The sequence below is a fragment of the Spirosoma pollinicola genome (assembly GCF_002831565.1).
Lineage (GTDB): Bacteria > Bacteroidota > Bacteroidia > Cytophagales > Spirosomataceae > Spirosoma > Spirosoma pollinicola.
Genome location: NZ_CP025096.1, coordinates 1,937,567 through 1,963,133, shown reverse-complemented (window position 1 = coordinate 1,963,133; position 25,567 = coordinate 1,937,567). Strand labels below are relative to the sequence as shown.

The 25,567-nt window shown below is 48.9% G+C and carries 27 protein-coding genes and 1 pseudogene; 13 read left to right on the top strand and 15 right to left on the bottom strand.

What is annotated here, in order from left to right:
- Positions 1 to 166: 166 nt before the first annotated feature.
- Both CWM47_RS08360 and CWM47_RS08355 read right to left on the bottom strand, forming a co-directional pair.
- Complete coding sequence (locus CWM47_RS08360; protein ID WP_240625775.1) at positions 167 to 946, bottom strand: SAM-dependent methyltransferase; 780 nt, start codon at positions 944 to 946, stop codon at positions 167 to 169.
- 249 nt (positions 947 to 1,195) lie between these two features.
- Entirely contained in the window at positions 1,196 to 1,954 is a 759-nt protein-coding gene (locus CWM47_RS08355; protein ID WP_100987548.1) for a pseudouridine synthase, read from the bottom strand.
- Positions 1,955 to 1,994: 40 nt separating this feature from the next.
- On the opposite strand from CWM47_RS08355, the gene CWM47_RS08350 reads away from it, so the two are divergent.
- The 3 genes from CWM47_RS08350 to CWM47_RS39135 all read left to right on the top strand — a co-directional run bounded on the left by CWM47_RS08350 (position 1,995) and on the right by CWM47_RS39135 (position 5,219).
- Positions 1,995 to 3,755 carry a CehA/McbA family metallohydrolase gene (locus CWM47_RS08350; RefSeq protein ID WP_100987547.1) on the top strand — a complete coding sequence of 587 codons (1,761 nt, stop codon included), beginning with the start codon at positions 1,995 to 1,997 and terminating at the stop codon, positions 3,753 to 3,755.
- Between the two features lie 440 nt (positions 3,756 to 4,195).
- Positions 4,196 to 4,909: an IS110 family transposase gene (locus CWM47_RS08345; protein ID WP_240625773.1), complete on the top strand. Its 714-nt coding sequence runs from the start codon at positions 4,196 to 4,198 to the stop codon at positions 4,907 to 4,909.
- Entirely contained in the window at positions 4,875 to 5,219 is a 345-nt protein-coding gene (locus CWM47_RS39135) for an IS110 family transposase (protein WP_240625769.1), read from the top strand. Before CWM47_RS08345 ends, CWM47_RS39135 begins: the two co-directional genes overlap by 35 nt.
- A 184-nt stretch (positions 5,220 to 5,403) precedes the next feature.
- Here the strand turns inward: CWM47_RS39135 and CWM47_RS08340 are convergent, their stop codons facing one another.
- Both CWM47_RS08340 and CWM47_RS08335 read right to left on the bottom strand, forming a co-directional pair.
- Positions 5,404 to 5,637, bottom strand: coding sequence for an IS110 family transposase (locus CWM47_RS08340; protein WP_100987546.1), 234 nt, complete (start codon positions 5,635 to 5,637; stop codon positions 5,404 to 5,406).
- A gap of 222 nt (positions 5,638 to 5,859) precedes the next feature.
- Positions 5,860 to 6,231 carry a helix-turn-helix domain-containing protein gene (locus CWM47_RS08335; protein ID WP_100987545.1) on the bottom strand — a complete coding sequence of 124 codons (372 nt, stop codon included), beginning with the start codon at positions 6,229 to 6,231 and terminating at the stop codon, positions 5,860 to 5,862.
- Positions 6,232 to 6,789: 558 nt separating this feature from the next.
- Between CWM47_RS08335 and CWM47_RS08330 the strand changes: the two genes are divergently transcribed.
- Positions 6,790 to 7,635, top strand: a complete 846-nt coding sequence (locus tag CWM47_RS08330; RefSeq protein ID WP_100987544.1) for an alpha/beta hydrolase — start codon at positions 6,790 to 6,792, stop codon at positions 7,633 to 7,635.
- 276 nt (positions 7,636 to 7,911) lie between these two features.
- Positions 7,912 to 8,244, top strand: coding sequence for a VOC family protein (locus tag CWM47_RS08325; RefSeq protein ID WP_206170619.1), 333 nt, complete (start codon positions 7,912 to 7,914; stop codon positions 8,242 to 8,244).
- A gap of 195 nt (positions 8,245 to 8,439) precedes the next feature.
- Here CWM47_RS08325 and CWM47_RS08320 read toward each other — a convergent pair whose 3' ends face one another.
- The gene (locus CWM47_RS08320) at positions 8,440 to 9,153 is read right to left on the bottom strand and encodes an IS5 family transposase (protein WP_262512021.1); all 714 of its coding nucleotides are present in this window, start codon (positions 9,151 to 9,153) and stop codon (positions 8,440 to 8,442) included.
- 186 nt (positions 9,154 to 9,339) lie between these two features.
- On the bottom strand, positions 9,340 to 9,762 hold the full coding sequence (locus tag CWM47_RS08315; RefSeq protein ID WP_100987542.1) for an rRNA adenine methyltransferase: 423 nt from the start codon (positions 9,760 to 9,762) through the stop codon (positions 9,340 to 9,342).
- A 449-nt stretch (positions 9,763 to 10,211) separates the two neighbouring features.
- Here CWM47_RS08315 and CWM47_RS08310 point away from each other — a divergent pair, with 449 nt between their 5' ends.
- The 4 genes from CWM47_RS08310 to CWM47_RS08295 are packed head-to-tail and all read left to right on the top strand — an operon-like array spanning position 10,212 to position 13,477.
- On the top strand, positions 10,212 to 10,550 hold the full coding sequence (locus CWM47_RS08310; RefSeq protein WP_100987541.1) for a PadR family transcriptional regulator: 339 nt from the start codon (positions 10,212 to 10,214) through the stop codon (positions 10,548 to 10,550).
- The gene (locus tag CWM47_RS08305; RefSeq protein WP_240625767.1) at positions 10,547 to 12,184 is read left to right on the top strand and encodes an ABC transporter permease; all 1,638 of its coding nucleotides are present in this window, start codon (positions 10,547 to 10,549) and stop codon (positions 12,182 to 12,184) included. Before CWM47_RS08310 ends, CWM47_RS08305 begins: the two co-directional genes overlap by 4 nt.
- Positions 12,168 to 12,563 (top strand): hypothetical protein, encoded by a 396-nt coding sequence (locus CWM47_RS08300; RefSeq protein WP_100987540.1) that lies wholly within the window; start codon positions 12,168 to 12,170, stop codon positions 12,561 to 12,563. The genes CWM47_RS08305 and CWM47_RS08300 overlap by 17 nt, the downstream gene beginning before the upstream one ends.
- A 23-nt stretch (positions 12,564 to 12,586) precedes the next feature.
- Complete coding sequence (locus CWM47_RS08295; RefSeq protein WP_100987539.1) at positions 12,587 to 13,477, top strand: IS3 family transposase; 891 nt, start codon at positions 12,587 to 12,589, stop codon at positions 13,475 to 13,477.
- Between the two features lie 135 nt (positions 13,478 to 13,612).
- On the opposite strand, the gene CWM47_RS08290 is transcribed toward CWM47_RS08295, so the two are convergent.
- Together CWM47_RS08290 and CWM47_RS08285 are read right to left on the bottom strand one after the other, a co-directional pair.
- Complete coding sequence (locus CWM47_RS08290; protein ID WP_240625765.1) at positions 13,613 to 14,134, bottom strand: DUF421 domain-containing protein; 522 nt, start codon at positions 14,132 to 14,134, stop codon at positions 13,613 to 13,615.
- Between the two features lie 56 nt (positions 14,135 to 14,190).
- Complete coding sequence (locus CWM47_RS08285) at positions 14,191 to 14,496, bottom strand: plasmid stabilization protein (RefSeq protein WP_100987538.1); 306 nt, start codon at positions 14,494 to 14,496, stop codon at positions 14,191 to 14,193.
- Positions 14,497 to 14,858: 362 nt separating this feature from the next.
- On the opposite strand from CWM47_RS08285, the gene CWM47_RS08280 reads away from it, so the two are divergent.
- Positions 14,859 to 16,181, top strand: a complete 1,323-nt coding sequence (locus tag CWM47_RS08280) for a sensor histidine kinase (RefSeq protein WP_100987537.1) — start codon at positions 14,859 to 14,861, stop codon at positions 16,179 to 16,181.
- On the opposite strand, the gene CWM47_RS08275 is transcribed toward CWM47_RS08280, so the two are convergent.
- Entirely contained in the window at positions 16,178 to 16,669 is a 492-nt protein-coding gene (locus tag CWM47_RS08275) for a response regulator (protein WP_100987536.1), read from the bottom strand. The genes CWM47_RS08280 and CWM47_RS08275 overlap by 4 nt on opposite strands.
- A gap of 197 nt (positions 16,670 to 16,866) precedes the next feature.
- Between CWM47_RS08275 and CWM47_RS08270 the strand changes: the two genes are divergently transcribed.
- Positions 16,867 to 17,289, top strand: a complete 423-nt coding sequence (locus tag CWM47_RS08270) for a response regulator (RefSeq protein WP_100987535.1) — start codon at positions 16,867 to 16,869, stop codon at positions 17,287 to 17,289.
- A 125-nt stretch (positions 17,290 to 17,414) separates the two neighbouring features.
- Here CWM47_RS08270 and CWM47_RS08265 read toward each other — a convergent pair whose 3' ends face one another.
- On the bottom strand, positions 17,415 to 18,224 hold the full coding sequence (locus tag CWM47_RS08265; protein ID WP_157815923.1) for a Cof-type HAD-IIB family hydrolase: 810 nt from the start codon (positions 18,222 to 18,224) through the stop codon (positions 17,415 to 17,417).
- Between the two features lie 476 nt (positions 18,225 to 18,700).
- The gene (locus tag CWM47_RS08260) at positions 18,701 to 18,940 is read right to left on the bottom strand and encodes a hypothetical protein (protein WP_100987533.1); all 240 of its coding nucleotides are present in this window, start codon (positions 18,938 to 18,940) and stop codon (positions 18,701 to 18,703) included.
- A 535-nt stretch (positions 18,941 to 19,475) separates the two neighbouring features.
- Here CWM47_RS08260 and CWM47_RS08255 point away from each other — a divergent pair.
- Complete coding sequence (locus CWM47_RS08255; protein ID WP_097124292.1) at positions 19,476 to 19,667, top strand: cold-shock protein; 192 nt, start codon at positions 19,476 to 19,478, stop codon at positions 19,665 to 19,667.
- A 515-nt stretch (positions 19,668 to 20,182) separates the two neighbouring features.
- A pseudogene (locus CWM47_RS40640) lies at positions 20,183 to 20,323 on the top strand (IS5 family transposase); the annotation flags it as partial.
- 153 nt (positions 20,324 to 20,476) lie between these two features.
- Here CWM47_RS40640 and CWM47_RS08245 read toward each other — a convergent pair.
- The 4 genes from CWM47_RS08245 to CWM47_RS08230 form a co-directional block, all read right to left on the bottom strand.
- Positions 20,477 to 21,538, bottom strand: a complete 1,062-nt coding sequence (locus CWM47_RS08245; protein WP_100987532.1) for an SDR family NAD(P)-dependent oxidoreductase — start codon at positions 21,536 to 21,538, stop codon at positions 20,477 to 20,479.
- A 101-nt stretch (positions 21,539 to 21,639) separates the two neighbouring features.
- Positions 21,640 to 22,797: a zinc-dependent alcohol dehydrogenase gene (locus CWM47_RS08240; RefSeq protein ID WP_100987531.1), complete on the bottom strand. Its 1,158-nt coding sequence runs from the start codon at positions 22,795 to 22,797 to the stop codon at positions 21,640 to 21,642.
- Between the two features lie 370 nt (positions 22,798 to 23,167).
- Positions 23,168 to 24,265 (bottom strand): catalase family protein, encoded by a 1,098-nt coding sequence (locus tag CWM47_RS08235; RefSeq protein WP_100987530.1) that lies wholly within the window; start codon positions 24,263 to 24,265, stop codon positions 23,168 to 23,170.
- A gap of 47 nt (positions 24,266 to 24,312) precedes the next feature.
- Positions 24,313 to 25,503 carry an epoxide hydrolase family protein gene (locus CWM47_RS08230; RefSeq protein ID WP_100987529.1) on the bottom strand — a complete coding sequence of 397 codons (1,191 nt, stop codon included), beginning with the start codon at positions 25,501 to 25,503 and terminating at the stop codon, positions 24,313 to 24,315.
- Positions 25,504 to 25,567: the final 64 nt, after the last annotated feature.

Sequence of the window (25,567 nt, the reverse complement as noted above, 5' to 3'; positions counted from 1 at the left end):
GATGTTTTTAACTGAACATGTTATTAGACCCAAATATGGTGGTTAGACGGGTTCGTTTACTGGTTGCCTAGGAGCGATAATTCTTGGGCAAATCAAGCCAACTAACTTTATTAAAAAGAATACTGACCCATAATCTCTTACCAGTCAGTATTCTTTCACTACACCATTACTCTTTCTCAGCAACTAGGTACATCTGTTGATCGCCCAAATGATAATCCAGCTTTTCGGTTGAGTTATAGACGGCAATCGTCCGTAAGCCGTGCTGGATCAGCATCCGTTTTATTTCAGACAGCGTAAATACGTAGTGCTTAAAGTAATGCGTTTCTGTTCGATCTGGCTTTGTGTACGTAAGTTCAGTGGCCATATAACTCTCGCCAATTACGTACGAATTGCGGATGTCCATCGTCAGGTCGCCGAGGACGTGGTGGCCCGTTTGAGGAAAATGGGTCAGTATGCTTTCAGCGACCAGGCCCGAATTGATCACAAAGCGGGCTCCCGGTTTTAATGCACCAGCTACTCTCGCTACAAACTGATTCATGCCCTCGTAATCGACATAACCAAAGCTGTTACCCAGGCAATACGCTCCGTCGAACGAATAACCAACGTCTGTTGTCAGAATATCGCCCTGAATCACGTGGACGGATAACTTGTCTGCCCCAGCCTGCTTTCGTAGCATCTGAAGAAACTCGGCAGATATGTCGATGCCCGTTACCTGAAGCCCTCGTTTGGCTAGTTCGAGGGCGTGCCTGCCATACCCGCAGGGAATATCTAAAATGGAATTTCCGGGTTTGATTCCCATCGTTTCGATCAGGAAATCTACTTCACTCGTTGTCCATTCTGCCGAAACGGCTCGTTCCCACATTTCGCAGTTTAAGCCCGAAAAAAACTCTGTATACCATTCGTTATAAATCGTTGTGTTCATTGTCTGGGAAAAAATGATACGCATGGTCAATACGATAAAGCGCATCGACATGACAGGAGATAGAAAATTGCGTGCGGATAGACTCCGTGTCTGGCAGGTCGCGCAGAGACGGCACAAGAATGAATGACCCACAGGAGCGCGGGTTTGAAAGCGGAGATAATGTATGCTGGTGAACAGCATACGGGCCACGTAGGACCTAAACCAGGGAGATCACAGGCTAATCTGTTTTAGTTCGTGAATGTATACAGGCCGTTTATAGAGAGCAAGTTATCTTTAGGAAACGGTAGGTACTGAGGCCTCTCCAAACAACACCCCCAGAATCCGTTCAAACTCGCTCTGAAACGGGGCCTTAATCGTTATTACTTCCTGCGTGATAGGATGAGTAAACGTTAGTTGTTGTGCGTGGAGCAGCATGGTGTTCATCTCGAACCGCTCCTTGAATAACTTGTTTTGTTTGTTGCAGCCGTGCGGCCGGTCGCCGATGATGGGGTGGAGAATATGGGCCATATGTTTGCGTAACTGGTGCATCCGGCCCGTGGTGGGCGTTAACTCCACCAGCGAGTAGCGGGAAGTTGGGTGCTTGCCAAACGGTAATGCAATCTCCGTGCGTTGTAGAGTTTTCAGGTGTGTAAAAGCATCCTGAAGTACGCCCAGTCGGGATGCCGCACCACCACCGTTGCCATCGTCCTTGCGGAGGGGGTAATCAATAGCCTGCTCGTCGGGCGTGTAGCCGCGAACAATGGCGAGATACGTTTTGTGTACTAACCCATCCATAAACTGTTGCTGCATAATGGAGTTCATGGACTCGGAGAGGGCGAAGAGAAGGACGCCCGCCGTTTTGCGGTCGAGCCGGTGAGCGGGGTAAACGCGTTGCCCCAACTGGTCACGGAGGAGCTGAACGGCAAATTCGCTGGCATCGCTCGCGATCATCGACCGGTGAACCAGGAGGCTGTGCGGTTTATTGATGGCAACCAGTTCTGTATCCTGATACAGTATAGAGAGGGGTTGCGTTGTATTTGTCACTTGGTCCATTGGCCGCAAATAGCACAAAAATACAGACACTGTCTCCTATATGCTTCGTTTAAGGTTAGCTGGTATAAATGGCGATAGGCCTGTGGTTTGTACGCCGGAGTGGTACTCCGGTGGGCCGTCAGGCCTATTTGGCATCCCTTTTGGCCTGTCGGCNCACCGGAGTACCACTCCGGCGTACAAACCACAGGCGTACAAACTACCAGTGTACAGCCTTTTGTTGTTTGGCATCTTATGCCTGTTGTCGCTAACAACCACTTCTGCACAGCAAAAAACGCCACTCGGCTCAATCCATATTGATGTACGCGATGCTAAAACCGGCAACCTGACTCCCGTTCGGGTGCGGCTCACACAGGCGGGTAAACCCGTAAAGAGTCTTCCCCGCGAAGCGGTGGCCGTTTCGTATGGGTTATGGGATCATGCTGATGGCTATGGTTTTCAACCCGATAGTTCGTTTTATGTATCGGGCCAATTCAGGCTTCAACTGCCGCCGGGAACTTATCAGCTTATGTTGATGAAAGGCAATGAATACATTAATCAGCAACATACCCTGGTCGTTAAGGCAGGTCAGGCTCTCCAAAAAACTTATACGCTGAACCGTTGGATACACATGGCCGCACGAGGATGGTACTCATCCGACGATCATATTCATATTCGGCGGTCACCGGGCGAAAACCAGCCGTTGATGCAGTGGATTCAGGCTGAAGACGTCAACGTGGGCGTTTTTCTGAAAATGGGCGATTTCTGGGAGACGTATTATCCCCAATATGCTTTCGGTTCAACAGGTAATTATCAGCAGGGCAACTACCTGCTCACACCCGGACAGGAAGACCCGAGAACGCCCGAACTTGGCCACGCGCTTGGGTTTGGGGCTACGGGTTCAGTACGCTACAAACAGGACTACTATTACTACGACAAGGTATTTGATGAACTACACCGGCGCGGTGGCCTGACCGGCTATGCGCATCAGGCCGAATCGTTTCATGGGTATCGGGGTCTGACACTCGACGGACTGCGCGGCAAAGTCGATATGCTGGAACTGCTCCAATACTGCGTGTCAGACCAGCCGCTGCACACCGAAAATTATTACCGGATGCTCGATTTGGGGGTTCCTTTGACCGCTACCGCAGGGTCAGATTTCCCCTGGTGTGGGCATGACCACGATAAGGGCCCGCCCGAGCAATCGGCCCGGATTGGTAACGCGCGTTTTTATACTTACCTGAAAAAGCCATTCAGTTATGGAGCCTGGAAAGAGGCCGTAGCTGCCGGACATACGTTTGTAACGAGCGGGCCTATTCTTGATCTCAGGGTGAATAATACACTACCCGGCGACAAACTGGCGTTGGTGAAAGGCGACAAAATGACTATAAAGGCCAAAGCTTTCGGTCATCCGGTGAAAACTCCGCTCGAAACCCTCGAACTGGTGGCACATGGCAAGGTTATAGGGCGTGTTACGAAAAATGACCCCGGCCAATCGTCGGGCCGCTTGACCATCACGCTCGAATTACCCTCCGTCACAAAGGGGCTATGGGTGGCCGCCCGTTGTTATGGAAGTGGGAAGCAGGCGGCCCATACAACGCCCGTCTATGTAAGCGTCGATGGGGGAGGATTTCACAACCCCGAAACCGTCGGGAGCTATCTTACGCAAAGCGAAAAATACCTGCTCGAATTGGAACAGGAATTGGACACACACAGCGACAACCCGGAGTTTCGGGCCTGGTATTACAAGAAAGGACTCAAAATGCGAATTGACAAGACACGACAGGTAATTGGTGACTTAAGAGAGAAGTTAGTACCTCGTTGATTGGTTGTACCAAACAGCTTCTAGCTGTTTGAGTCGCGAAGCGGCTAATAAATTAACGTGAATAATGGCTAATATTGACAACAAACGCCTGATTTTTAGACGATAATGCAGGGGAGTTCTTGTCATCCCGACGTAGGACCGGGCCGCCGGAGCGGGGATCTTCGATAAGTTGGAGTAGTTCGTTTTTACCGAAGATCCCCGCTCCGGCCTTTAGGTTTGAGGGCTGGTAAGAAACCAAGATTTAGGTAGCTTGCCAGACAGACAACCGAGCGGGCTTCCCTAGCGTCTCCGGCCAGGCTCGCAACCTATGGGCCGATTCAGGTCCCGCTCGGTCTTTCTTACTTAACCTCGAATAGAAATTAGGGTGTTGTGACCCATTAGCAAGGTAACGAGTGATGAGTAAGCTGTCTGATTGTTGAACCCTAAAAGTAAACACTTCAATGGACATTCGCCATTTCATTGGTATTGATGTTTCTAAGAACACTCTTGACTGGGCTGTTTATGCCAATAAAGGCATCATCTGGCAAACCCAATCGGAAAATTCACCCGTGGCCATTCGGGCAATTATCAAACAACTCCTGGCTTTGCCCAACTTCCAGATCGCAAACTGTGTGGTCTGCATGGAACATACTGGACTTTACAACGCACATGCCCTGGAGGTGCTTTTTCAGGCTCAATTACCAATTTGGCTGGAAGCTTCCCTGCATATTAAACAAGCTGGCGGACTGCAACGAGGAAAGTCAGATAACGTTGATGCTCAGCGCATTGCTGAGTACGCTTATCGCTTTCAAGACCGGACTCGGCTCTGGAAGCCTGCTCGACCCGTCATGAAAAAACTGGCTGAATTTACTCGACTTCGTCAGCGTCTGCAAGGTATGATCAGCCAGTTGAAAGTGCCTCTGAATGAGCAAAAACGATTTGGCGACAGAGCCCTGACTACCCAACTAGGTCAGCATTGCAGTAGCTCACTAAAGGCCCTACTGAGTGATCTGAAAGGGGTTGAAAAGGCGATCAAACAGCTTATTACTGACGATCCTATCCTTAAGTCGCTCTTCGATCTGGTTACTTCTATCCCCGGTGTTGGTCAAGTCGTGGCCACTGAATTAATCCTGGCCAGTGATGACCGGGCCGCCGGTGCGGTTCAAAGCCATTAATGATCCCAAAAAACTAGCTTGCCATGCGGGCGTAGCTCCCTTTGAGCACTCCTCGGGCAGTAGTGTAGGGGGTAAGACTCGCGTGAATCATCATGCCCGAAAATCACTGAAAACCTTACTGCATATGGCGGCTATGTCGGCTCTTCAAATGCCCGGTGAATTACAGGAGTATTACCAGCGAAAAGTTAAAGAAGGCAAGAATAAGATGTTAGTTATCAACGCACTAAGAAACAAACTCATCCATCGGGTCTATGCAGTCGTCAAGCGGGGTAAAAAATATAACAAAAATTATACGCCAACCCTTGTTTGAACCATAGAAATCGGCCCGGCTCATAGGAGGTTCATTCTCATTCACCCTTTCGGTCTTCTCCTGGCCCGACTTGCGTCAAGGATTGACGCGCATCTTAGGCTTTATCCGCTTGCAACAGACCCCACCGTTACCAGTGACGCCCCTACGGATTGGAGATCGGTTCGAGCACTAACCGAATGGATCATTATCCATACTCAAAACGTGCAACTTCGTGTCGCACAATACCCGTATGCTCTAGGCAACTGACCGATTCAGCCACTGTAAAGCCAGGCAATGCCTTCATTAATTTGACGGTTGCCCTAATCGCTGCTGGTGAGTTAGTCGATTGAGTTTGCAAGACTATGGTTTTGCCATCAAAGACGGCCCAGTCGAGTGTAGCTTTCGAAACGTCAATACCAATGAAATGGCGAATAGTCATGAGAGATCGTAATTTAGGGGGTTGAAAAGTCCTTGCTTCGGTGCTCAAACCCTTGCTAGTGGGCCTAGTTGCCCTAATTTCCATTCGAGCCTTAAGCAAGTAAAACAGGGTGGGTCCTGAATCTGAGCATAGAGCTGACACTCTGCGGCCCTATAGGGTAGCCCACCCTGTTTGCTGATTGGCAAGCTAGACTAAATGTTAGAATCTTACCACGCTACGAACCTAAAGGGCGGCCCTGCCAGCCTTTGACCCGCCAGGGCTTGAGTTCATTTTTTTTAGTACCGTCGCTACACTCGTGTGCGATAGACTCTCAACTACTTGTGGCTCAACCAGTCGATCCGCAATGGCCTGGAGTTTCCAGCGGCTTTCACCCATCGGAGGCTCACTACAGGCAATGGCAATCAGATGGGCCTCCAACTCACCGGTCAGCTTTTTGTCCGAGCGAGGCTGGCGCGGTTTGGGTTGAAACAGAGCCATGCCTTGCTCAGAATAGTCTTTGCGAATCCGCTCTACGCTACGGGTTGAGAGATGATAAGTCGTGGCAAGGTAGGTTTGACTTTGCCGGTCAACTGTTTCATCGCTAGCTAAAAGCACTTGTGCTTTCTGAATGATTTTGGCAGCCGCTTTTTTCCTTTTTGGACTTTGGCCAGTAACTCAACCCGTTCATCAGGAAGTAGTTTGATCCGGTGCTTAATCATGCTCAAAGAGGTTTTATGCCTCAAAAGCAAAACGAGCCGACAGACTACCTTTTAAGATACACTAGTTCTGAAAACGCCCTTTTCCTGAAGCAGATGTATGAATATTCTTTCGTCTCAAATGGGAGCGTTTCATGATCATTGACTTTCCTGCATTATACTACTTAGAAGCTCGCGGAGCGATTAACGTAGGCGTCAGTTTATAGTGTAAAGAGATGGTGCGGTGATGTCCTTGCAAATAACTGACACCTGGGTACAAGAATCTCCATTTTAGTAGAGTTCTAGTCCAAAAACCGCTAATTGTACCGTTTTTTCGTCACTTTATACCGATAAGTATAAGCGACTTCTGGCCAACTTTATCGGGCTGAATCAACGGGCCCTCTGCCTGTTAGGTAAGCCGCCCAACTAGAAAAATTTACCCCTCTTGGCCATTCACTTTTTATCAGGATAGAAAACTATGCAACCACTCCCTCAACATCAATCCGAGTCCTTTCTTTCTGAAGAGGGATTAAACGTGGCCTACCGCCATTGGCAGGCCGTCAATCCCCCGAAGGCAATCCTGGTTTTTGCGCATGGCTTTAATTCCCATAGTGGATATTTTCAATGGCCTGCCCACCAGTTGACGGCCCAGAATTTTGAGGTGTATGCCATTGATTTTCCGGGCCGGGGAGACTCCGATGGCGAACGCTACTACATTGCCGACTATGAACAGTTTGTTAACGAACTGGATAAGCTCGTTGCTATTGCCCAAACCACCTATCCAAGCTTGCCAACTTTCCTGCTGGGTCATAGCGCAGGGGGCGTTTTAGCGGCCATCTATGTCCTGGAGCATCAGGCTAAGTTTAAGGGGTTCATTTGTGAAAGCTTCGCCTTCCAGGTACCGGCTCCTGATTTTGCCGTGGCGGTCCTGAAAGGGCTCAGCCACCTGTTTCCTCATGCCCACGTGCTGCGGTTGAACAATGAAGATTTCTCCCGCGATCCGGCAGTCGTTGAATTCATGAACGCTGATCCCCTGATTGCCAACGAAGTGCAACCGACCAAAACCGTGCAGCAGTTATCGCTAGCAGACGAGAGGCTCAAGACAGAGATGTCGGCTATCCAACTCCCCTTGCTGATTCTTCATGGAACGGCTGACAAAGCCACCAAACCCAGTGGCAGCCAGTATTTCTATGACCATGCCTCCTCGCCCGATAAAACACTCAAGTTCTATGAAGGCCATTACCATGACTTGCTCAATGACCTCGAGAAAGAAACGGTCATGGGTGATATACTGGCATGGTTAACTGAAAGGGTAAGTAGATAAAAAAGAGCCCACTGGATAAAGCAAAAATCAGTCTTGAGGTAAGAATAGTGAGAATACGAGTTGTTTTGTCTATCTCCTGAAAGAGTACGGTCTATAAAGTATAAGTAACATTCCATCTCATAGCATGTATGAATTAATGAGCAGATACGCTTTGCTTCATTCGTCTCATGGGGGAGAGAATTTTGAGAATGTACTCACTTATACTAGCTTTCCGAAATTTAACTAGCCTAAGCTACCTCTTGTAATCACCTCTTAATCATAAATCCGGACTTTTTCATGAATGATAATCCAGAAAGTGACCTCCAAACGGCCATTATTCCGACCCTTTCGGTTAAAAATGGCTTAGCGGCTATTGATTTTTATAAGCAAGCCTTCGGAGCCATTGAACTGATGACTAATACGGACCCCGATGGATCGGTGGTCGCTGAACTCTCGATTGGAGGAGCCCGATTGGTAGCGGCTGACGAAGCGGTTGACCATGGCAATTTTAGTCCTGAATCCTTAGGGGGCATCAGTATACGGCTGGGTTTACTGGTGGCTAATCCTGATGCGGTTGTCAATCGTGCTGTAGCGGCAGGAGCCACAGAAATCTACCCAGTCAGTGACTAAGAGTATGGCTATCGGCTTGGGCGTATTGTTGATCCGTTTGGTCATCATTGGGAGATCTTCAAGCCAATATCTGCTTCGCTTGGTTAAGTCCGGTATATGAAAATAATCTAGTTTTTGAAAGGCAGTCTATAGGAACTACTTTAGCATAATTCCTAGGTATGTTGTAGAACTAGAATTAGAGTTTGTTTTGGTAGTTTATTTGGCAAAGCGATTTAGGATAATGGAAATAAAGGCAATTCGTAGCATGGCCTCCGAACTTTCTACCGTTTTCTCCACATCCCTAAACAAACGACGTCTAAAATTGAGCCAGCCAAGACTGCGTTCGACTGGCCAACGATTCTTTTCTGGTACAAAGCCCCGACTGCTTTCGGGCTTTTGTGCAATCTCAACTCTCCAGCCGTGATGCTGCTCAACATGCTCGATGAAACTAACTTTATAGCCGTGGTCGGCAGCAACAACTTTCAGACGAGGTACTTTGCCTCGCAAGCGGTCTACGACTAATCGCCCGGCTTCATTATCCGAGGTGCTGGCGGAGGTAACAGCCAACGACCAAGGTAAGCCTAACCGATCAACTGCAATACTACGCTTACGCCCGTTAATCTTTTTGTTACCATCTATACCCGTCTCCTCTTCAATAAATTGCATAATCTTAACACTCTGGCTATCAATAGCTAACAAGCTGGGAGTCTCCTGGCAATGCTGGCGAACTCGCTCTTTTACAACCAGTTTATCCAGCATTTCTTCCCAGATGCCGCGCAGCTTGAACTGCCGAAAATGGTAGAAAACCGTTTGCCAAGGCGGGTACTTGCTATTCAACTCACGCCATTGAACACCTGTTCGGTTGATGGCCAGGATAGCATTAATAATCGTTCGCAACGAATGCCAACGCTGGCGTTGGTCGTCTACAATTTTTTTCGATAAGTTTCCACTGAGAATCGGTCAGTTCCTGGACGGCTTCGTTCATAATCTTGATAATCTGGCGATTTCAAGATACGACCGATTCTCGATTTTGTCCTATCCAAAACATACTCTTAGGCTATGAAATTCAACTAAGAAGTTGAACTGATTGGCTTATGACTTTGGTCAGCAATAGGGCTATACCATCAACCGCTTTAACCCGCTTTCGATTCCTTGCTTAATCATCTTCCCGTACCCATCCGTTGGTAAGTGATGCGTATACGAAAGAGCCCGTTGATAATAGCTCTTGGCCTGTTCTGGATCGTCCAGTTCTTCGTACCCTTTTCCCACATTCAAATACAAGGATGGATAGCTAGCCGTAAGACTATCGTCTTGACTTTGCAGCGCCAGTTGTAAGGCTCTCAGATCCCAGTCTAATTTTTCAGCTACTGAATCCTGCTGTCGGGCCAGATAGTGAGCGGCCGTAAATTTTTCAACATCCGTGGTGGCTAAGTTCCATGCCTGTATAAACAGATCTTTGGCTAGCTCTGGGCTTTTGGCTTCTATCTCCATGCCTTTCACACAGAGTTGAATAACGGGATTGGTGGGATCAAATGGCATACTCTATCATCGTTTGCTGTTTAACAAAACTGGGGGTTTGTTAAACAGCAAATTTAAATGCTTTCTAATGATTTTATCTCTGGTGAAGAAGATCTTAGTGTCAATGGGGCGGGCAGCCATCGCGTCCCTTCTTTACTCTTATTTTAGGCATACATCGCCTTATTATACCGTCTCATTAAAAGCCCTATTTATGAAGCATATACATGAATGCTCCTTCGTCTCACTTTGGGAAGCATTTTGTGAGATTGGACTAACACAACCTTTGGATGAGAATCTAGTCGTGTTGAGCGTCACTCCCTAAATATACTATTGCCTGTCCAGGATCGTACAGAAACTGTCCGTTTGTGGACAATGGTTATCTTCAAAAAGGCCTATTTCACGTAGAAATAGGCCTTTTTGCCTTTGGCAACAGATTTGTACGATAAAATATAAACTAATCAGTTGGGGAAATGCGTCGAACCTATTTGGGCGAGTTTGAAGAAGTGGTGCTCCTGATGGTAGCCATTCTCGATGGGGAAGGCTACGGCGTTACGGTCAGTCAAGCGCTGGAAGAACATACGGGTCGGGTGGTTACCTTCGGCACCGTCCACAACACCCTCATCCGGCTGGAAGAGAAAGGCTTTGTACAGTCTGAACTGGGGGGAGCCACCGCCGAACGGGGTGGTCGACGCAAGCGGCTGTTCCGGGTCACGGCCCTGGGTAGCCGGGCTTTGGAGGAGGTTCAGCAGCTTCGCCAGCAGCTCTGGCACCTGGTGCCGCCCCACTCACTTCGGCTCAGTGGCTTATGAACGCTCCCGACACGTCCCCACCACGCTGGGCCAAACGACTGCTCAGGCAGTTGCACCCCGCCGACACCCTCGAAGAAGTGGAGGGCGATCTGGACGAACTCTATGCGTACTGGCATGGCCAGGCGGGCAAAACCCAGGCCACCCTGCGCTATGTCCTAAATGTGGTATCGGTACTGCCCCCTTTTGCGCGCCGACGTGAGCCAAAACGAGTATCGAGTGAATATCCCAATCCAACCCATACGACCATGCTACGAAGCTATTTTAAAATCGCCTGGAGAAATCTTTTCAATAACAAAGCCTATTCGGTCATTAACATAGGTGGTCTAGCTGTGGGTATGGCCGTGGCGATGCTCATCGGCTTATGGATTTATGACGAGCTATCGTTCGATACCTACCACACTCACTACGACCACATTGCTCAGGTGATGCAACACCAAACGGTTGATGGGCAGGTCAGTACAAATTACTCAATCCCGCTTCCGTTGGAGGCTGAATTACGAAGTAAGTATAGGGAGAATAGTCCCATCAAACGCATTGTGCTGACTTCGTGGATTTATGGACATGTGCTGGACATGGGCGACCGGAAATTTGTCAAGAAAGGTGGCTTTATGCAACCCGATGCCCCCGAAATGCTATCCCTACGGATGCTCAAAGGAACCCGGCAGGGGTTGCGCGATCCAGGGTCGATTCTACTGGCCGAATCGGTGGCCAAAGCCTACTTCGGCGACACCGACCCAATGGGCAAAATCCTCAAACTCGACAATAAGATGGCCGTTCGTGTAACGGGTGTCTATCAGGATTTGCCCCACAATACCACCTTCCGCGACCTTACCTTCATTGCACCCTGGGATCTGCTGCTCAACAACGATGAATCGGTACGGCAGGCCAGTCAGCAGTGGGACAATAACTCATTTCAGCTCTTTGTCCAAGTGGCGGATAAAGCCGATATGGGGGCTATATCGAGGCTGCTTAAAAATAGTAAACTTGAGCATGTTGACAAAAATATCGCCCTGACAAAACCTGAAATCTTTCTGGAGCCTATGGCTCACTGGCACTTGCATTCGGACTGGAAAAACGGCGTAAACGTGGGTGGCCGCATTCAGTACGTCTGGCTTTTCGGCATTATTGGTTTAGTTGTCTTGCTGCTGGCCTGCATCAACTTCATGAATCTCAGCACCGCCCGGAGTGAGAAACGAGCCAAAGAAGTAGGTATCCGCAAGGCCGTTGGCTCGTTACGTGGGCAACTCATTGGTCAGTTTTTCAGCGAATCGATTTTGGTAGTCGCCCTCTCGTTTGTGTTGGCCATGAGTGGGACCGTGTTGTCTCTGCCTTTTTTCAACGACATCGCCGATAAACAGACGGCTATCCCTTGGTCGAATCCTGCGTATTGGATTGTAAGCCTTGTATTTTGTCTGCTGACGGGCCTAGTCGCCGGGAGTTATCCAGCCCTGTATCTATCGGCCTTCAATCCACTCAGTGTGCTGAAAGGAACATTCAAGGCAGGGCGATTTGCATCGCTACCCCGCCGGGTATTGGTGGTCCTACAGTTTACGGTGTCTGTAACGCTGATTATTGGCACGATTCGTATGCTACTGGAAAATCTAGTCAAAATCCAGTATGAATACGCATCTTAATGACTTATTAGGCTATAAGAAAAAGAAAACTCGACACCTATTCCGATGGAAGGTTGTCGAAGCCTATCGGGCCGAACGAGTTCAGGCTTCCGAACTGGAAGAAACCCTGGGCATCCCTATGAGGGAGCTACGCCGTCTTAACCGCAACTACTTCAGATTACGCTTACTTCCCCTTTTACAACCCAAAAACCGCCGAAAAACGATGAAACGAGACGCGGATTATGTCAAAACGCTGGAACGCAAACTAGCTGACATGGAGAAGGAGAATCAGTTTCTCCGCTTACAGGCTGAGGCCTACCAAACGGTGATCCAGATCGCCGAAGAGCAGTTTAACATTCCAATCGTAAAAAAGCCTGGCGCCAGGCGGCCGAAAAATTAACTCGTCGCTACCCCTTAGTGGGGATGGAGTTGATTTGCAAGCTGTTTGGCCGAGTGAGACAAGCCTGGTATGCGGCTACCCGGCGACAGGAGAAAGTGGGGTTTCAGACGGATGCTATCCTGCAGGAGGTCAGGCGAATACGCCGTGACATTCCGGGCATGGGTACCCACAAACTGCATCATGAAATGCAAGTATTTTTAACCCGCCATCATATTAAGCTGGGTCGGGATCGCTTGCACGCGCTCTTGAAAGAGAATGGCATGTTGGCTAAACGAAAAGCGCATAAAGTTACCACGACTCAATCGAATCATACTCATTTTAAATACCCCAATAAGGTCAAGAATGTGATTCCCGTTCGGGCTAATGAGCTGTGGGTGAGCGATCTTACTTACATTTCAGTTGGGCCAACTTACGCGTATCTCTACATCATTATGGATGCTTTTTCGCGTAAGATCGTGGGCTGGTCGTTTGAAAAGACCATGCATGCAAAAGGGGCATTAAGGTCGTTGAATATGGCTTTATTAGCTCGAAAAGATATCAGCCAGTCCTTAATTCATCATTCTGATCGGGGCGTCCAATACTGCTCCTGGGCGTATGTTCAACGATTGCGCCAGGTGAATGCCACCATAAGTATGACCGAGTCGGGTGATCCGAACGAGAACTCCCTGGCTGAGCGGGTTCTTCAGTCCCTGAAAGACGACTGCAAACTAAGCCGTACGTTTACCTCTTTTACCGCGGCTGCCGAGGGTGTTGAACGAGCGATTACCGCTTATAACACGGTTCGTCCGCACGCTTCGCTGAATTATTTAACCCCGCACCAGATGCACCAGCGAAAACGTAAAGTCAAATTACGATGGTACCCTTATAAAAAGGTGAGGTACGGAAATGTGCAATACGAGGGCCTCTTACGGTGATTTTAATATCTGTCCAATCTAATCAGTAGCATACGCAAGAACTAGGTAATACTGAGCTTCTACCCCAATGTTCATAAGCACACAGATTCTATAGCCGTCAAGTACTATTTACATAGTACTTGACGGCTTTGCGAGTTAGACGTAGGCGCGTTTAGTTTTGGAAATTTTCTTCTTAACAATACTAATTTCTCCATTACGCTCAATAAAGGCGCGCTCTATATCGCTCAGCGTGGCTTCATTGCTCATGCGTCTAACAGCCTCTTTTAGATCTTGTTCACTGACCAGCATACGTCTCATATTGCTCCGGTGAAGTTGCCCATTCTCGTACAGCACTTTATCGTTTCCACTCACCAAACGACTCAATAAGTCACTATGGAGGCATACATAGGCCAGGACTCGATGGAGAATAACCAAGGCTAAACAGGCACCCAGGGTGCCCGTAAACGAAGAAGCGCCAACAATACCCCGTCTCAATGTAGCGCCTAGTAGCAGGGAAATAACCGTATCAAAAGGCGAGCGCAGACCGAAGGCGCGTCGGCCCGCTAACCGAACCAGGATAATCGCGAGCAAGAAGGTGATCAAGGCCCGACCCATCATTTGCCCATCGGTTAACGAATCATCTTTATGAAACAAATCACCCAACAGTTGCTCTACCATACGCCTAAACTATTACTTATCGTTACTTGCTCGGGTTCTAGTACTGGATTACGCGGCTAACTATCCGCATTTTTCTGGCGGGTGGCAGCCGCTTTCTTGGCCGAGGTTGACCGCTCTTTGGCACTACGCGAAGCGGAAGCAGTTCCTCCTTTTTGCCCACCCTTGTGTTCAGGTTCCTTGTTCTCGCTATGGCCACGGCCTGAACCGCTTTGTTTACCACCGCCTGACGTTTTATTGACCGTAGCCCAAGCCCGGTGCTCGGCTTCCTCTTGGGGTACACCCCGGTCTTGATAACCTTCTTCGATGTGTTCAGCTTGCCGTTTTTGTTTGTCGGTGTACGCTGATTTGTCTCCTCGTGGCATAGTTATACTTGGTTTAGTGTCTGTTGTCCCTAAACTTGGGTCCACTCTGTATTGTGTTTGGTAGTGAGAAAAAGGTCAAGTATTTGGATGAACAAGTAGCGACCTTCCATAGCTTACTTCAGTAGAGGTGTCCGATGAATCAAGCTCGATGGGCACAACGGCCGCCAATATGGATCATCGGCTAAGTAGCAGACCGCTAGCTTATTCTATCTGAACTATTCCTGTATCATCGCGTTCACGGAGTTGTGGATAGTAACATTATACTGACTATCCACTAACTTTCTTCGCCTGGTCGCCTTATTGGGACTCACCACTTCCGGAACGAACCGCACAACCGGATGTTGATCCCTTACTAGCCCTTCATGGCAACCCACACTGCGAATACTGCTGATTCTCCACAGGCCTTAGCTGAGTTAGCCGCTTATTTATTTACCCGACGAGAATCCATTCTAAACAAGTGGCGTTCGGCTTGCGAACAGGACCCCACTTTAGGCAGGGTCTCCGCCTTGAGCCGCGAAGAGTTTAACAACCTGCTGCCCCTGGTGCTGAACATCCTCGAAGAACGCATCCTGAACAAACCCTCAGAAGTCGATGCTACTACCACCGCGCAGGCGCATGGGCTCCACCGCTGGCACAAAGCCCACGGCTTGATGGACACGCTGCACGAGTTGAACCACTTGACCCAGACGCTCTTCAGTGAACTGAGGCTATTCGGCCAATTGTTTCCCCGCGTGGAGCGGGATGTGTTGCTGGATGTGCAACAACACATCAGTGGGCTGATGCAGGAGACCATTGATGGCAGCGTGGCCAAATATGATAAACTGCAACGCTTGCAAGCCACCAACCGGGCCAACACCCTACAACAAGCCGTCGATCAAATGGCCGAGCTATCCCAGCAGCGAGGAGACGTGTTGCGCCAGTCTACCCATGATCTTCGGGGCAGCTTCGGCATTATTAATTCAGCGGCTTACCTGCTCAAGGACGAAGGACTTAGTGAGCCAGAGCGACAGCAGTTTGTCGATATGCTCAGTCGCAATTTGGGCACGGTCCAGACCATGCTTACCAGCTTGATGGATCTGTCCCGACTGGAAGCGGGTCAGGAGCCGCTGCAAATCGAATCGTTTGATGCCGCTGGGTTACTCCAAGAGATGGTGGCCAGTGCACAGCCAGTGGCCGCCGAGCGGAATATCATCTTACAGGCCGATGGCCCCCCTAGCCTGATGGTGAAAACCGATCGAATTAAACTTCAGCGGATTGTACAAAACCTGCTCCTCAATGCCCTCAAGTACACCAGGGCGACGCCTCAGCGTACGGCTATTGTCGCGGTCTCCTGGTCAGTGGAAGGGGACTATCGATGGGTGTTTAGCATTCAGGATTCGGGACCTGGCCTACCCCCAACGACGGTAGGTACACTGGGTCAGCAACTTAAGCCAACCGTCGAGCCGACTAGTGTGTTAGGCCCTGATCAGAGCGAACCCGTAGCGGTTTTACCCGATGACTTGCCCCCCATACCAGCCCCGGCGGACATGGACGCTTCAACCAGGCCCACGAAGGGAGGGGAAGGGGTTGGCTTACAGATTGTCAAGCGATTGTGTGAGCTGCTGGATGCGAATCTGGATGTAGAAAGCAAAGCCGGGCGGGGTACTTTATTTCGCATTCGAATGCCGATTCACCCGACAGTCTAAGACCGTTGCGTTTGGCCAAGCAGGGGTAAGGTAACCGTATGCAACCAGTACTGCTGGAGGGATTCAAAGTAAGCCTGCCACTGGGAAAGATCGACCGGCTTAACGATATACGAATTAGCACCCAACTGATAAGCCGTCTGAATATCAGCGGATTTATCCGATTGACTCAAGAGCGTTACTGGAATGAGTCGGAAAACAGATGTGGGTTCTTTCAAGTGTCGTAGTAAGGTCCATCCATCGTCGCAACTAGGCAGGTAGACATCTAACAGAATCAAGCGGGGGAAGGGCGAGGGAAGGCTGCTACAGGCGGCCAATTGGGCCAGGGCCTCCTCAACTGTGGCAGCCGTCAACAACTCAACTTCGGGCATCAGCGTTCGTAGGATGGTCCGGATCAAAAGTTGATGATCCGGATTGTCTTCAACCAGCAAAATTTTAGCCCGGCGAAGGTTACGCCGAACGGTGGTCTGCGAGTTGTCGTACTCATTCATGGCATAGGGAGTGAAGCTGTGACCCGGTTAGCTCTAGATAAACCTAGACAATTCCTTCTGTTACTAAGCGAAAGCGTATTTGTTTTCGTTTAGACCTTTGCCTCATTGCAAAACAATATCGTCTTACAAGCTCATGTCTGGCGGGTTATGCAGATAAATCTCAATTTAATTAACAACCGCATTGGCGGTCCAACTGTATGACTACGACTCCGCTGGTCTGCATCGTTGATGATGCAGCCGATTACCGGTTAATTCTTAAACAACTGTTTAGCCGCCATTTTCCCGCTTATTCGGTGTCCTTTTTCCCCGGTGGAAGCGATTTCTTAGACAGGCTTTCTCAACTAGACCCGCTACCAAGCCTGATTTTGTTAGATCGGCATATGCCTACCTTAGATGGCCATCAAACGCTGCTTTTTCTAAAAGAGCATCCGATCTATAAGAAAATCCCGGTGGTGATGATGAGCGCTGACGCTTCTATTGAAGAAATTAATGGCTCCTATGAAGCCTGTGCTAATTCAATTTTACAGAAGTCAATCGATTTCGACTCAATGAAAACTCAGATGGCTATCATTTGTCAATATTGGTTAGAAATGAATCTTAAACCCGTTGAAATGGCCTGACTACTGGCCGATCAAATCTTAGAAAAGTTTCTTAACGTAAGTCTTGTTATACAACTAGTCCTTGTAAAGTATAATACTTCAGTATATAAATAATCTACAGTTTTTTGTATTAAACCTATGTTCGTTTACAGGTAATTAGCTTCTAAAAACAACGTTACCCCATCTTCATCATTTGACTTCGTTACGTACCTTGCAACTTCTAATAAGGATGGAGTAGCATTAGCCATGGCAACGCCCACTCCACAAGAGGTCAGCATGGCTAAATCATTATGATCATCGCCAAAGGCTACTAAGTTCTCTATAGCGACTCCCTGCTCTCTAGCTATTTGTTCTAAAGCGACCCATTTACTAACCCCATAGGCCATAACTTGGATGATTAACCCATTGTCGGTATGGCTAACTGAGCAAATGTCAGCCAATGGTCCTATGGGCAACGAGTCAAGTATACTAGCTTCTCCTCCACAAATGATTTTAGTGATGCCTTCTTGAAAAACAGGATGGTTTGGGTTAGTGAAAGCGGTAAGGGTATGAATTACCTCTCCAAACAGAGGTTGGGGTGATTGATTGACATGAAAGGTATCTTGCGACTCAACACCAATGAACAAAGTAGACTGATAACTGGCTAATTGGCCGATGAGCTTATAAGCTAATTCAGGGTGAATAGATTGATCAAAAATCTTAGCAGTTCCTTTAAAAACTTGAGCCCCATTGTAACAAATCAAATAATGACAAAGTAGGTTAGCTGGAACTAACCGAGCTATGTCTCGAGGTGGACGAGCCGTAGCAATGGCAATTAAATGGCCTTGCTTCGCCAATTGATTAATAGTATTCAACGCTCGATCAGAGATTGATTTATCACTTCTGAATAGAGTGCCATCTAAATCAAAGGCAAATATTTTTTTACCTGTTTGTTGGGGTATTTTTATTCTGCTCACTAAATAGATTTTAATTGTTGTATAAGTAAATGTTATGTTAAACGGAGTCTACGACGCTGTATTAATTATTAGGGCTTTGCCTTAAGGCCCAAGGTTTTTTCAGGCATACAGTACCCCTAACTGTACTAAAAAAAGCAAAATAGAGAACAGAGTGTTATCTCTTAGATTTTAGAATGTGTAATGAATGGTGGGATTTTCAAAAAACGGCTGCTTAATGCGGCCGTTTTTTCTTTTAATACAGTTAGGGGTACTGTATGCCTGAAAAAACCTGTGGCGGTACGTCACAGAAACCGATAACAGGCGGCGAACTTACTTTCTGGCTTTCAATTTATTAAGTAGGGCTAGGACAAAATTAGAGAGCTGATCGTACTGCAGAAGCCCAACCGTTATCAAGACGACTAAAGTTAAAGCGATTATAATAAGTAACGTTTTCGTAGATTTTATTAGCTTTCTATCCATACGACTATCAATTAGCCTTAATGCCTTGGATCTTCAATTTTTACCCAGTATTCCGTTTGTTTACGATAACTATTCAAATAGGCTTTCACTACATGTCCCCTTCGCAATGCCGTTTCGATCGTGACCTGCATGCTAGTGCTTTTCGCCATCCAAACTTTAAACTTATCCTGTTCATCGGAGGGGAGAGCTGATAAGTCAACTTTATCAATTAGCTCTTCTAGCTGTATAGCTATTCGTTTAGCTGCGGCTTTTGCCATGAGTGCCTAAGTTATCAAAACTATTTATAAAGATATAGTACACACACTACACTTCACTCGGAGTACTTTTAGAGGCACTTGAAAGCAGCTATAGAATTGTGCGTAGAGCGAAAAGAAAGCCAGGTGACCTGATGTTGTCTAGCTTGCACTTTTTCTTCCGGCGGGGTTTTACTCACCATTACCAGGACCCGTCTAGAAATATCTCCTTAACATAATCCAAGACTTTTTTCTTCCCTTTCCAAGTTACAATTCAACCTGTTTTCACGGCTCATATAGGGTGGTCAATCTTGGAAAAGTTTCTTAACATAAGATAATATATGCAACTTGACTAAGAATTGTACAATTTACAATTCCGTAATCATTTTGCTGCATAGCCTACTTTAACGACTTTTCATCCAAAATTAGTCAGACCTTAAAGGCCACGGAAGAACTAGGCTACTAGGCAAACACGCTATCAGAAGCCTACCATTTAATAACCCTGTTTGGTAAGTTGGCCACTTCTGGCGTCCTTGAGCCAAACTTTAACCGTATTACAATGCCAACAGGGAGTGTCAAATTTTTCAATGAGAGTAAAGGCTTCGGATTTATTAAACCCGACGACGGGGGTGAGGATGTGTTTGTGCACATTTCAGCGACCAGCGAAGAACTTCGGGAAAACGACAAAGTAACCTATAATGTCGAGCAGGGTAAGAAGGGCTTGAATGCGGTCAACGTCAAACGCACCTAAGGCCATCGGGTCGGTCTGTAGGCAGTCAAGGGGAGAACAGGCCGCCAAAGCCTGTTCTTTTTGTGTAGGGGTAAGTCGGTTACCTGGAATTTACAGGGAGTAAAGCTGGATTAAATTAAGGTATCTAAACTGGTTAAGGGGCAACGCATTCACGACCGTTAATTGAAGAAATACAGTAGCGAATAGGCCTTTGTTGATCTTCGTACCAGCACCGCTCTGACCGAATGCTCAAAGTAAAGTTTTTCCGTTATTACGATTGAAGCAACAAGCGATCTGAGTTTGTTAACTAGTTGTACTTTTCATAGCGTGCGTCCATAAAAGGCAACCTTTTCGTGAACGATTTTAGGTTCACAAGTTAGCGGACTTGGCAGGTTGGTTACCCAGGTTAGTAGTTCAATTATTGAAGGGTTTTCATGAACGAAATTTACAAATTCGAGTATTGTATTTTGTCAAGATATGAATTGATGTAGCGTTAAAAAAAAATGATGCTATAGAAGTAGACTATTTCCAAGATACAGCAGTGGGTAGTGGAACGCACCATTGCTTGGACGAATTACTTTCGGCGGATTGTCAAAGATTATGAATATACCGTATCATCTTCGGTCTGCTGGCTGTACTTAGCTAACTTTCAGATCATGTTGCAACGAATTATTTGAATTGCAAAAGATAATTCCCAAACACATTCTAAGTCTAAGCTGCCTGATGGACTACTACCAATAAAGCCCGTGACTACATGGGCTTTATTGGTAGTGCCACTTGGGTAATACGAGTCAAGGGCAAAAGCGGGGAGACATCAATTGGGCTGTTGATTACGCTAGAGCGTCCTCGAGGTTTTCTTTAACCGTGTCATAAGCGCCCTTTACCGAGGCAGTAGCGGAAGTCAGCGCCTTATGAGCCGACCGTTTACCCTTGCCAGCTTTGTCCTGGTAACGGGCTTTGTCGTAAGCGCTGATCGTTGGCAAGGCCGACGAGTTATTGCGCGTTAACAGCCAGATACCGCCAATGACGGCGGCGGCTACACCCAGCACAATCATCGTCTGACGTTGCTGCTGTTCGGCTTCTTCTTTGGGCATCATATCCCTACGGGCACTGGCCGCCACCAAGGGGTCAGGCAGCAAATGAGCCATCGCCACCCGGGCTTTATTCATCCAGCCCGCCACGACGTGGTCTTTGCCGGCCATCAGGGCCTCATAGCCTTCCTTAGCGACATCGGCCGGATTAGCCGTCTTTTGGGGATCGGCTCCTTTGACATGGGCCGCTCCGGCCGTTTTAAAGAAATTGGTATTGGTAGCCCCCGGCATCAGAACCGTGATCGTTACCTTCGAATCACTGCCTTTCAACTCACTCCGTACCGATTCACCGAACGATTTGATGAACGCTTTGGTCGCCCCGTAGACGGCCTGCATCGGACTGGGCGCCACCGAGACTTCCGAACCCAGCAGCAAAATCTTGCCCTCGTTGCGGGCGACCATGTCGCGGAGAAACAACTTGGTCAAGTGCATCAACGCCACGGCATTGACCTGCACAATCTCTTTTTCCTGCTCAACATCAGTTTCGGTGGCAAATAAACCGTATACGCCAAAACCGGCGTCATTAACTAGTATGTCAACCACCTGGCCCTGCCCGGTCGTCTGGTCATAAATTTCCTGGGGGGCTTCTGGATCGGCAAGATTCTTGGCAATGAGGGTTATTGAGCTACCGTACTGATTCTGAAAGTGGCTGGCCAGCGTGTCTAAACCTTCCTGGTTCTTGTCGACCAGAATGAGCCGGTAGCCGTCTTTGGCAAAAAGCCGGGCCAGTTCCTGGCCGATGCCGCTCGCTGCGCCTGTAATCAGAACGGTCTTAGTCTTAGCATTGGGTTGTGGTTCCATACGAATTGAGATAAGAATACATCGTCAGCCCTGCTCGTCCTTTAGCTTATGGTCATGTGGATGGCGACCTAGAGCGATTGAGGCTAACGAGGGTGAACTGGTTAAGGTTTGAGAATAACTTTGGTACAGTCGTCCTGTTTGTTCTTAAAGATGTCATAGCCCCGTGAAATGTCGGCTAATGGCAGCACGTGCGAGATGATATCGTCCAGCACTACTTTACCCTGCACCACCAGGTCCAGTAAGTAATCAATATTTTTATGTACCTGTGATTGACCCTGCCGAATGGTTACCCCCTTATCGAACATGCGGCCCACCGGAAAATTATCAAAAGGCGTCCCGTACACCCCCACGATCGTGACGATACCGCCCCGACGCACCGCCCGAAAACAAGTTTCCAGTACGCTTACGGTGCCTTTCTCTAAATTAAGAGCTGCTTTTGCCTTGTCCAGCAAGGAGCGTTCGGCTTCCATACCCACCGCATCGACACATAAATCGGGGCCGCGGCCTTCGGTCATGCTGCGCAGGACTTCCACTACATCTACATCGTGCGGATTGAGCGTCTCGACTTTATTGATTCGGCGGGCTCGCTCCAGGCGGTAATTCTCTGGGTCGATGGCGATGACGCGGCCCGCTCCCTGTAACCAAGCCGACTTTTGCGCCATCAGCCCTACCGGGCCCGACCCAAAAATGGCCACCGTTTCGCCCCCTTTCAATTCGCCCCACTCGATCGAACTCCAGCCGGTGGGAAAGATGTCGGTCAAAAACAAAACCTGTTCGTCTTTTAGCTGCTGGGGCACGTGGCGAAGGCTGTAATCGGCGAAGGGTACGCGCACCGCTTCGGCCTGTCCGCCATTGTAGCCACCATAAAGATCTGAGTAGCCGAAAAGCCCCCCGCCTTTTTCGGTCAATAATCCGCCATCGGGTCCGTAATCTTCCTTATTGGAATTTTCGCAGTGCATTTCCTGATGATGCTGACAGAAAAAGCAGTGCCCACAGGCGATGGTAAAGGGCACGACCACCCGGTCGCCTTTCCGTAGATTGGTCACGCCCGAACCTACTTCTTCGACGATGCCCATGAACTCGTGGCCGAGTACTTCGGGGCGGAGTTGGGGCAAAAAGCCGTCGTAGATGTGTAGATCTGAGCCACAGATGGCCGTGGAGGTAACGCGGATAACGGCATCGCGTGAATCTTCGATTTTAGGGTCCTCAAACTGTTCGTAGCGGATGTCTCCGGCTTTGTGAAAAACGGCTGCTTTCATAAAATGAAACGGAATAAGTAACTATGCGAAACCTAAACTACGGCTGACGAAGATGGTTTAACGAAGTAGGCCAACGTCCCGCCATCGACCACCCAGGTTATCGGTATCAAATGTCGTTTAGGTACCGTTCAGAGCACCGGAGTGTTTGGTTGCCTGCCTCCGCCAGCGTATAAGTTCTCCTCTGGTTTCTACTGGGAATCAGACAGGTTAGTTAAACAAATAATTTTAGTACGAGTTGCCGGCTAGCTTATCTGGAGAAGAATGGCCCATTTAGTCGTAAACCGTTACTTAAAAAATGGGCTAGCCATGACCAACGGCCACGGCTGTTTTACGCCCGAACCGGCAAAACTTCAGACATAGGCCAGTTGGCCTAAGCCGGCACCGCATCAATCGAGGAGGGTTCTTCCAGTGATTGCTGGTTCCCCAAACGGCGCAGCCGGGACAGTTCTGGATAAGCCCGCAGCCGGGCCCGCATGATCGAGCCCAGCGGCTGGTGGGCGGCCAGGCTATGGGCCGGGCTGAACGATAGCGCTTCGACGTACTGCTGACGGGCCTCACTGTAGGCCTCCTGCCTGGGTAAGTGAAGGCGAGCGACGGGTAAATAGGGACTTTCCTCCTGGCTCCATTCTTTGGTGGCCTCTTCGACGGGCATCTTGGCTAAGTCCGTACAGAGCTGGATCCGAATCTCAAAATCTGCTTCATTCGCCTGTAGGTAGCTCACCGTGGCCGTTCGCAAGGCGTTCGGGTCTTTATCCCCATCGACGGCAACCGCCGCCTCGGCCAGGGCTTTCTGAGCGGGCGAAACGGGTACGACGGCCAGCTTGGCGATATACTTCCCGTAGCGGATTGGTACCTGGCTGTAGTAGGCTTCAGCCATCGGGTGAATCCGTGAGTCACCGAAAAAATCCAGCTTGGCACTGTCGGTGCCCATCGCCTGCAGGGCTTCGTTGGTGATCCGGGACACGGTCGATACCGCTTCTTTAACGGCATCCGGGAACTGAGGAAAATGCTCGGCTAAGCGATGTTGCCGTAGAAACGATGTCGCATCCGCATTGGGAAAATAGCTCGTGCCGGAGTCCAGCACGAAATCCTGGGTCGTTTGCCCCTCATGACCCGCCAGCATTGGGCCCTCAACGTCCAGAATTTTGACGGCAAAGCCCCGCTGGGTATTCACGGCATCGGTGATTACCTCACCCGGTACATTGGCCAGCCGGACAATCGCCGGATACGTCCCGGCTTGGCTGAATAAGCCCTGCGCCAGGTGTTCGGGCAGGCTGTCCAGTACGGTCAGTTCACCCACGGCTAGACCATGCGGTTTGGCATGGGATACCCGCACATGGTGCCCGTACATTTCCCGGGTACGCCCATCCAGCCGGTGCATCGAGGCTAGAATGTCGTCAATGACCTGATTCTCGTTTTCGTCAATTGTCTCCACCTGGGGACTGTATAAGACATAAGGCGTTGTCATAGAGCTGATTTAGCAACGTATATAGATTTACTAGATTAGTTTTTACCTCAGAGGGTAATGGTCGTTCTGCCGGATTGGCGTAGCGATCGGACAAATTCCCGGATGTCATTGGCCAGTAGCTCCGGCTCTTCCATCGCGGTAAAATGCCCACCCCTGGCTAGCTTTGTCCATCGGCTGATGGTAAAGAACCGTTCGGCAAATTCGCTGGGTGGTGAGGATATGTCTTTGGGAAACAGCGCAAAGGCGGCTGGCACGGTCGATTTATCGCCTGTCTTATCAAACGGGTTTAGCTTCATTAAGGGGTTATGCTGACTTTGCTGCAGGTCCTGTCTGGCTTCGTAATAAATCCGAATCGCTGAATGAATCGTTTGGGTAACCCAGTACAGGGTAATGTTGGTCAGCAGTTCATCTTTCGTAAAAGCGTCCTCCACCTCTCCATCATTATCGCTCCAGGATTTAAACTTCTCGACAATCCAGCCCGCCAGTCCCACCGGCGAATCCATCAGGCCATACGCCAGCGTTTGGGGTTTGGTGCTCTGAATCTGAAAGTAGCCGCCTTCCGTCTGCATCCATTCCTGGCGCTGCTGAAGGTACTTCTTTTCGGCCGCCGTCGGATCGTCAACGGGCATCAGGGCATGCTGAGAAGGCACATCCGTCAGGTGAATGCCTAGTAATGAATCAGCATGATATAAGCCCAGATTTTCGGTAATGCTGCTGCCCCAATCGCCCCCGTGGGCCACAAATTTAGGGTAACCCAGCTCATCCATTAAGTCCGCAAACAGGCTTGCTATTTTTTTGGGATTCATACCGGGTTCAGTGGGCCGGTCCGAGAAGCCATAACCCGGAATTGAGGGTACCACCACATCGAACGAGAATCCCTGTTCATCAGCTTGCGTCAGCAGCGGAATGATGGTGAGAAATCGAACAAAACTATCGGGATAGCCGTGGATCAGCAGGATGGGGATCGACGTTTTGCCCTGTCCCTGGTGATGGATAAAATGGAGGCCACTCTCGTCTATCGTCGTCTTGAAGTGCTGGAAGCTGTTGAGGTACGTTTCCTGTTTTGTCCAGTCAAACGCCGAAGCCCAATACGTGCATAACTCCTTGAGATACGGTTCATTCGTGCCGTAGTCCCAGTTGGCTCCCTCGATTTGATCGGGCCAGCGCGTGGCAGCGATGCGCTGGCGTAAATCAGCCAACACCGCTTTGTCAATGTGGATACTAAAGGGTTGTGCCATTCGTCTGTTCGTTGCGTAAAAAGGGGAATAAGCGGTGGTAGGCATGGCCGGTTCACTACGCTCC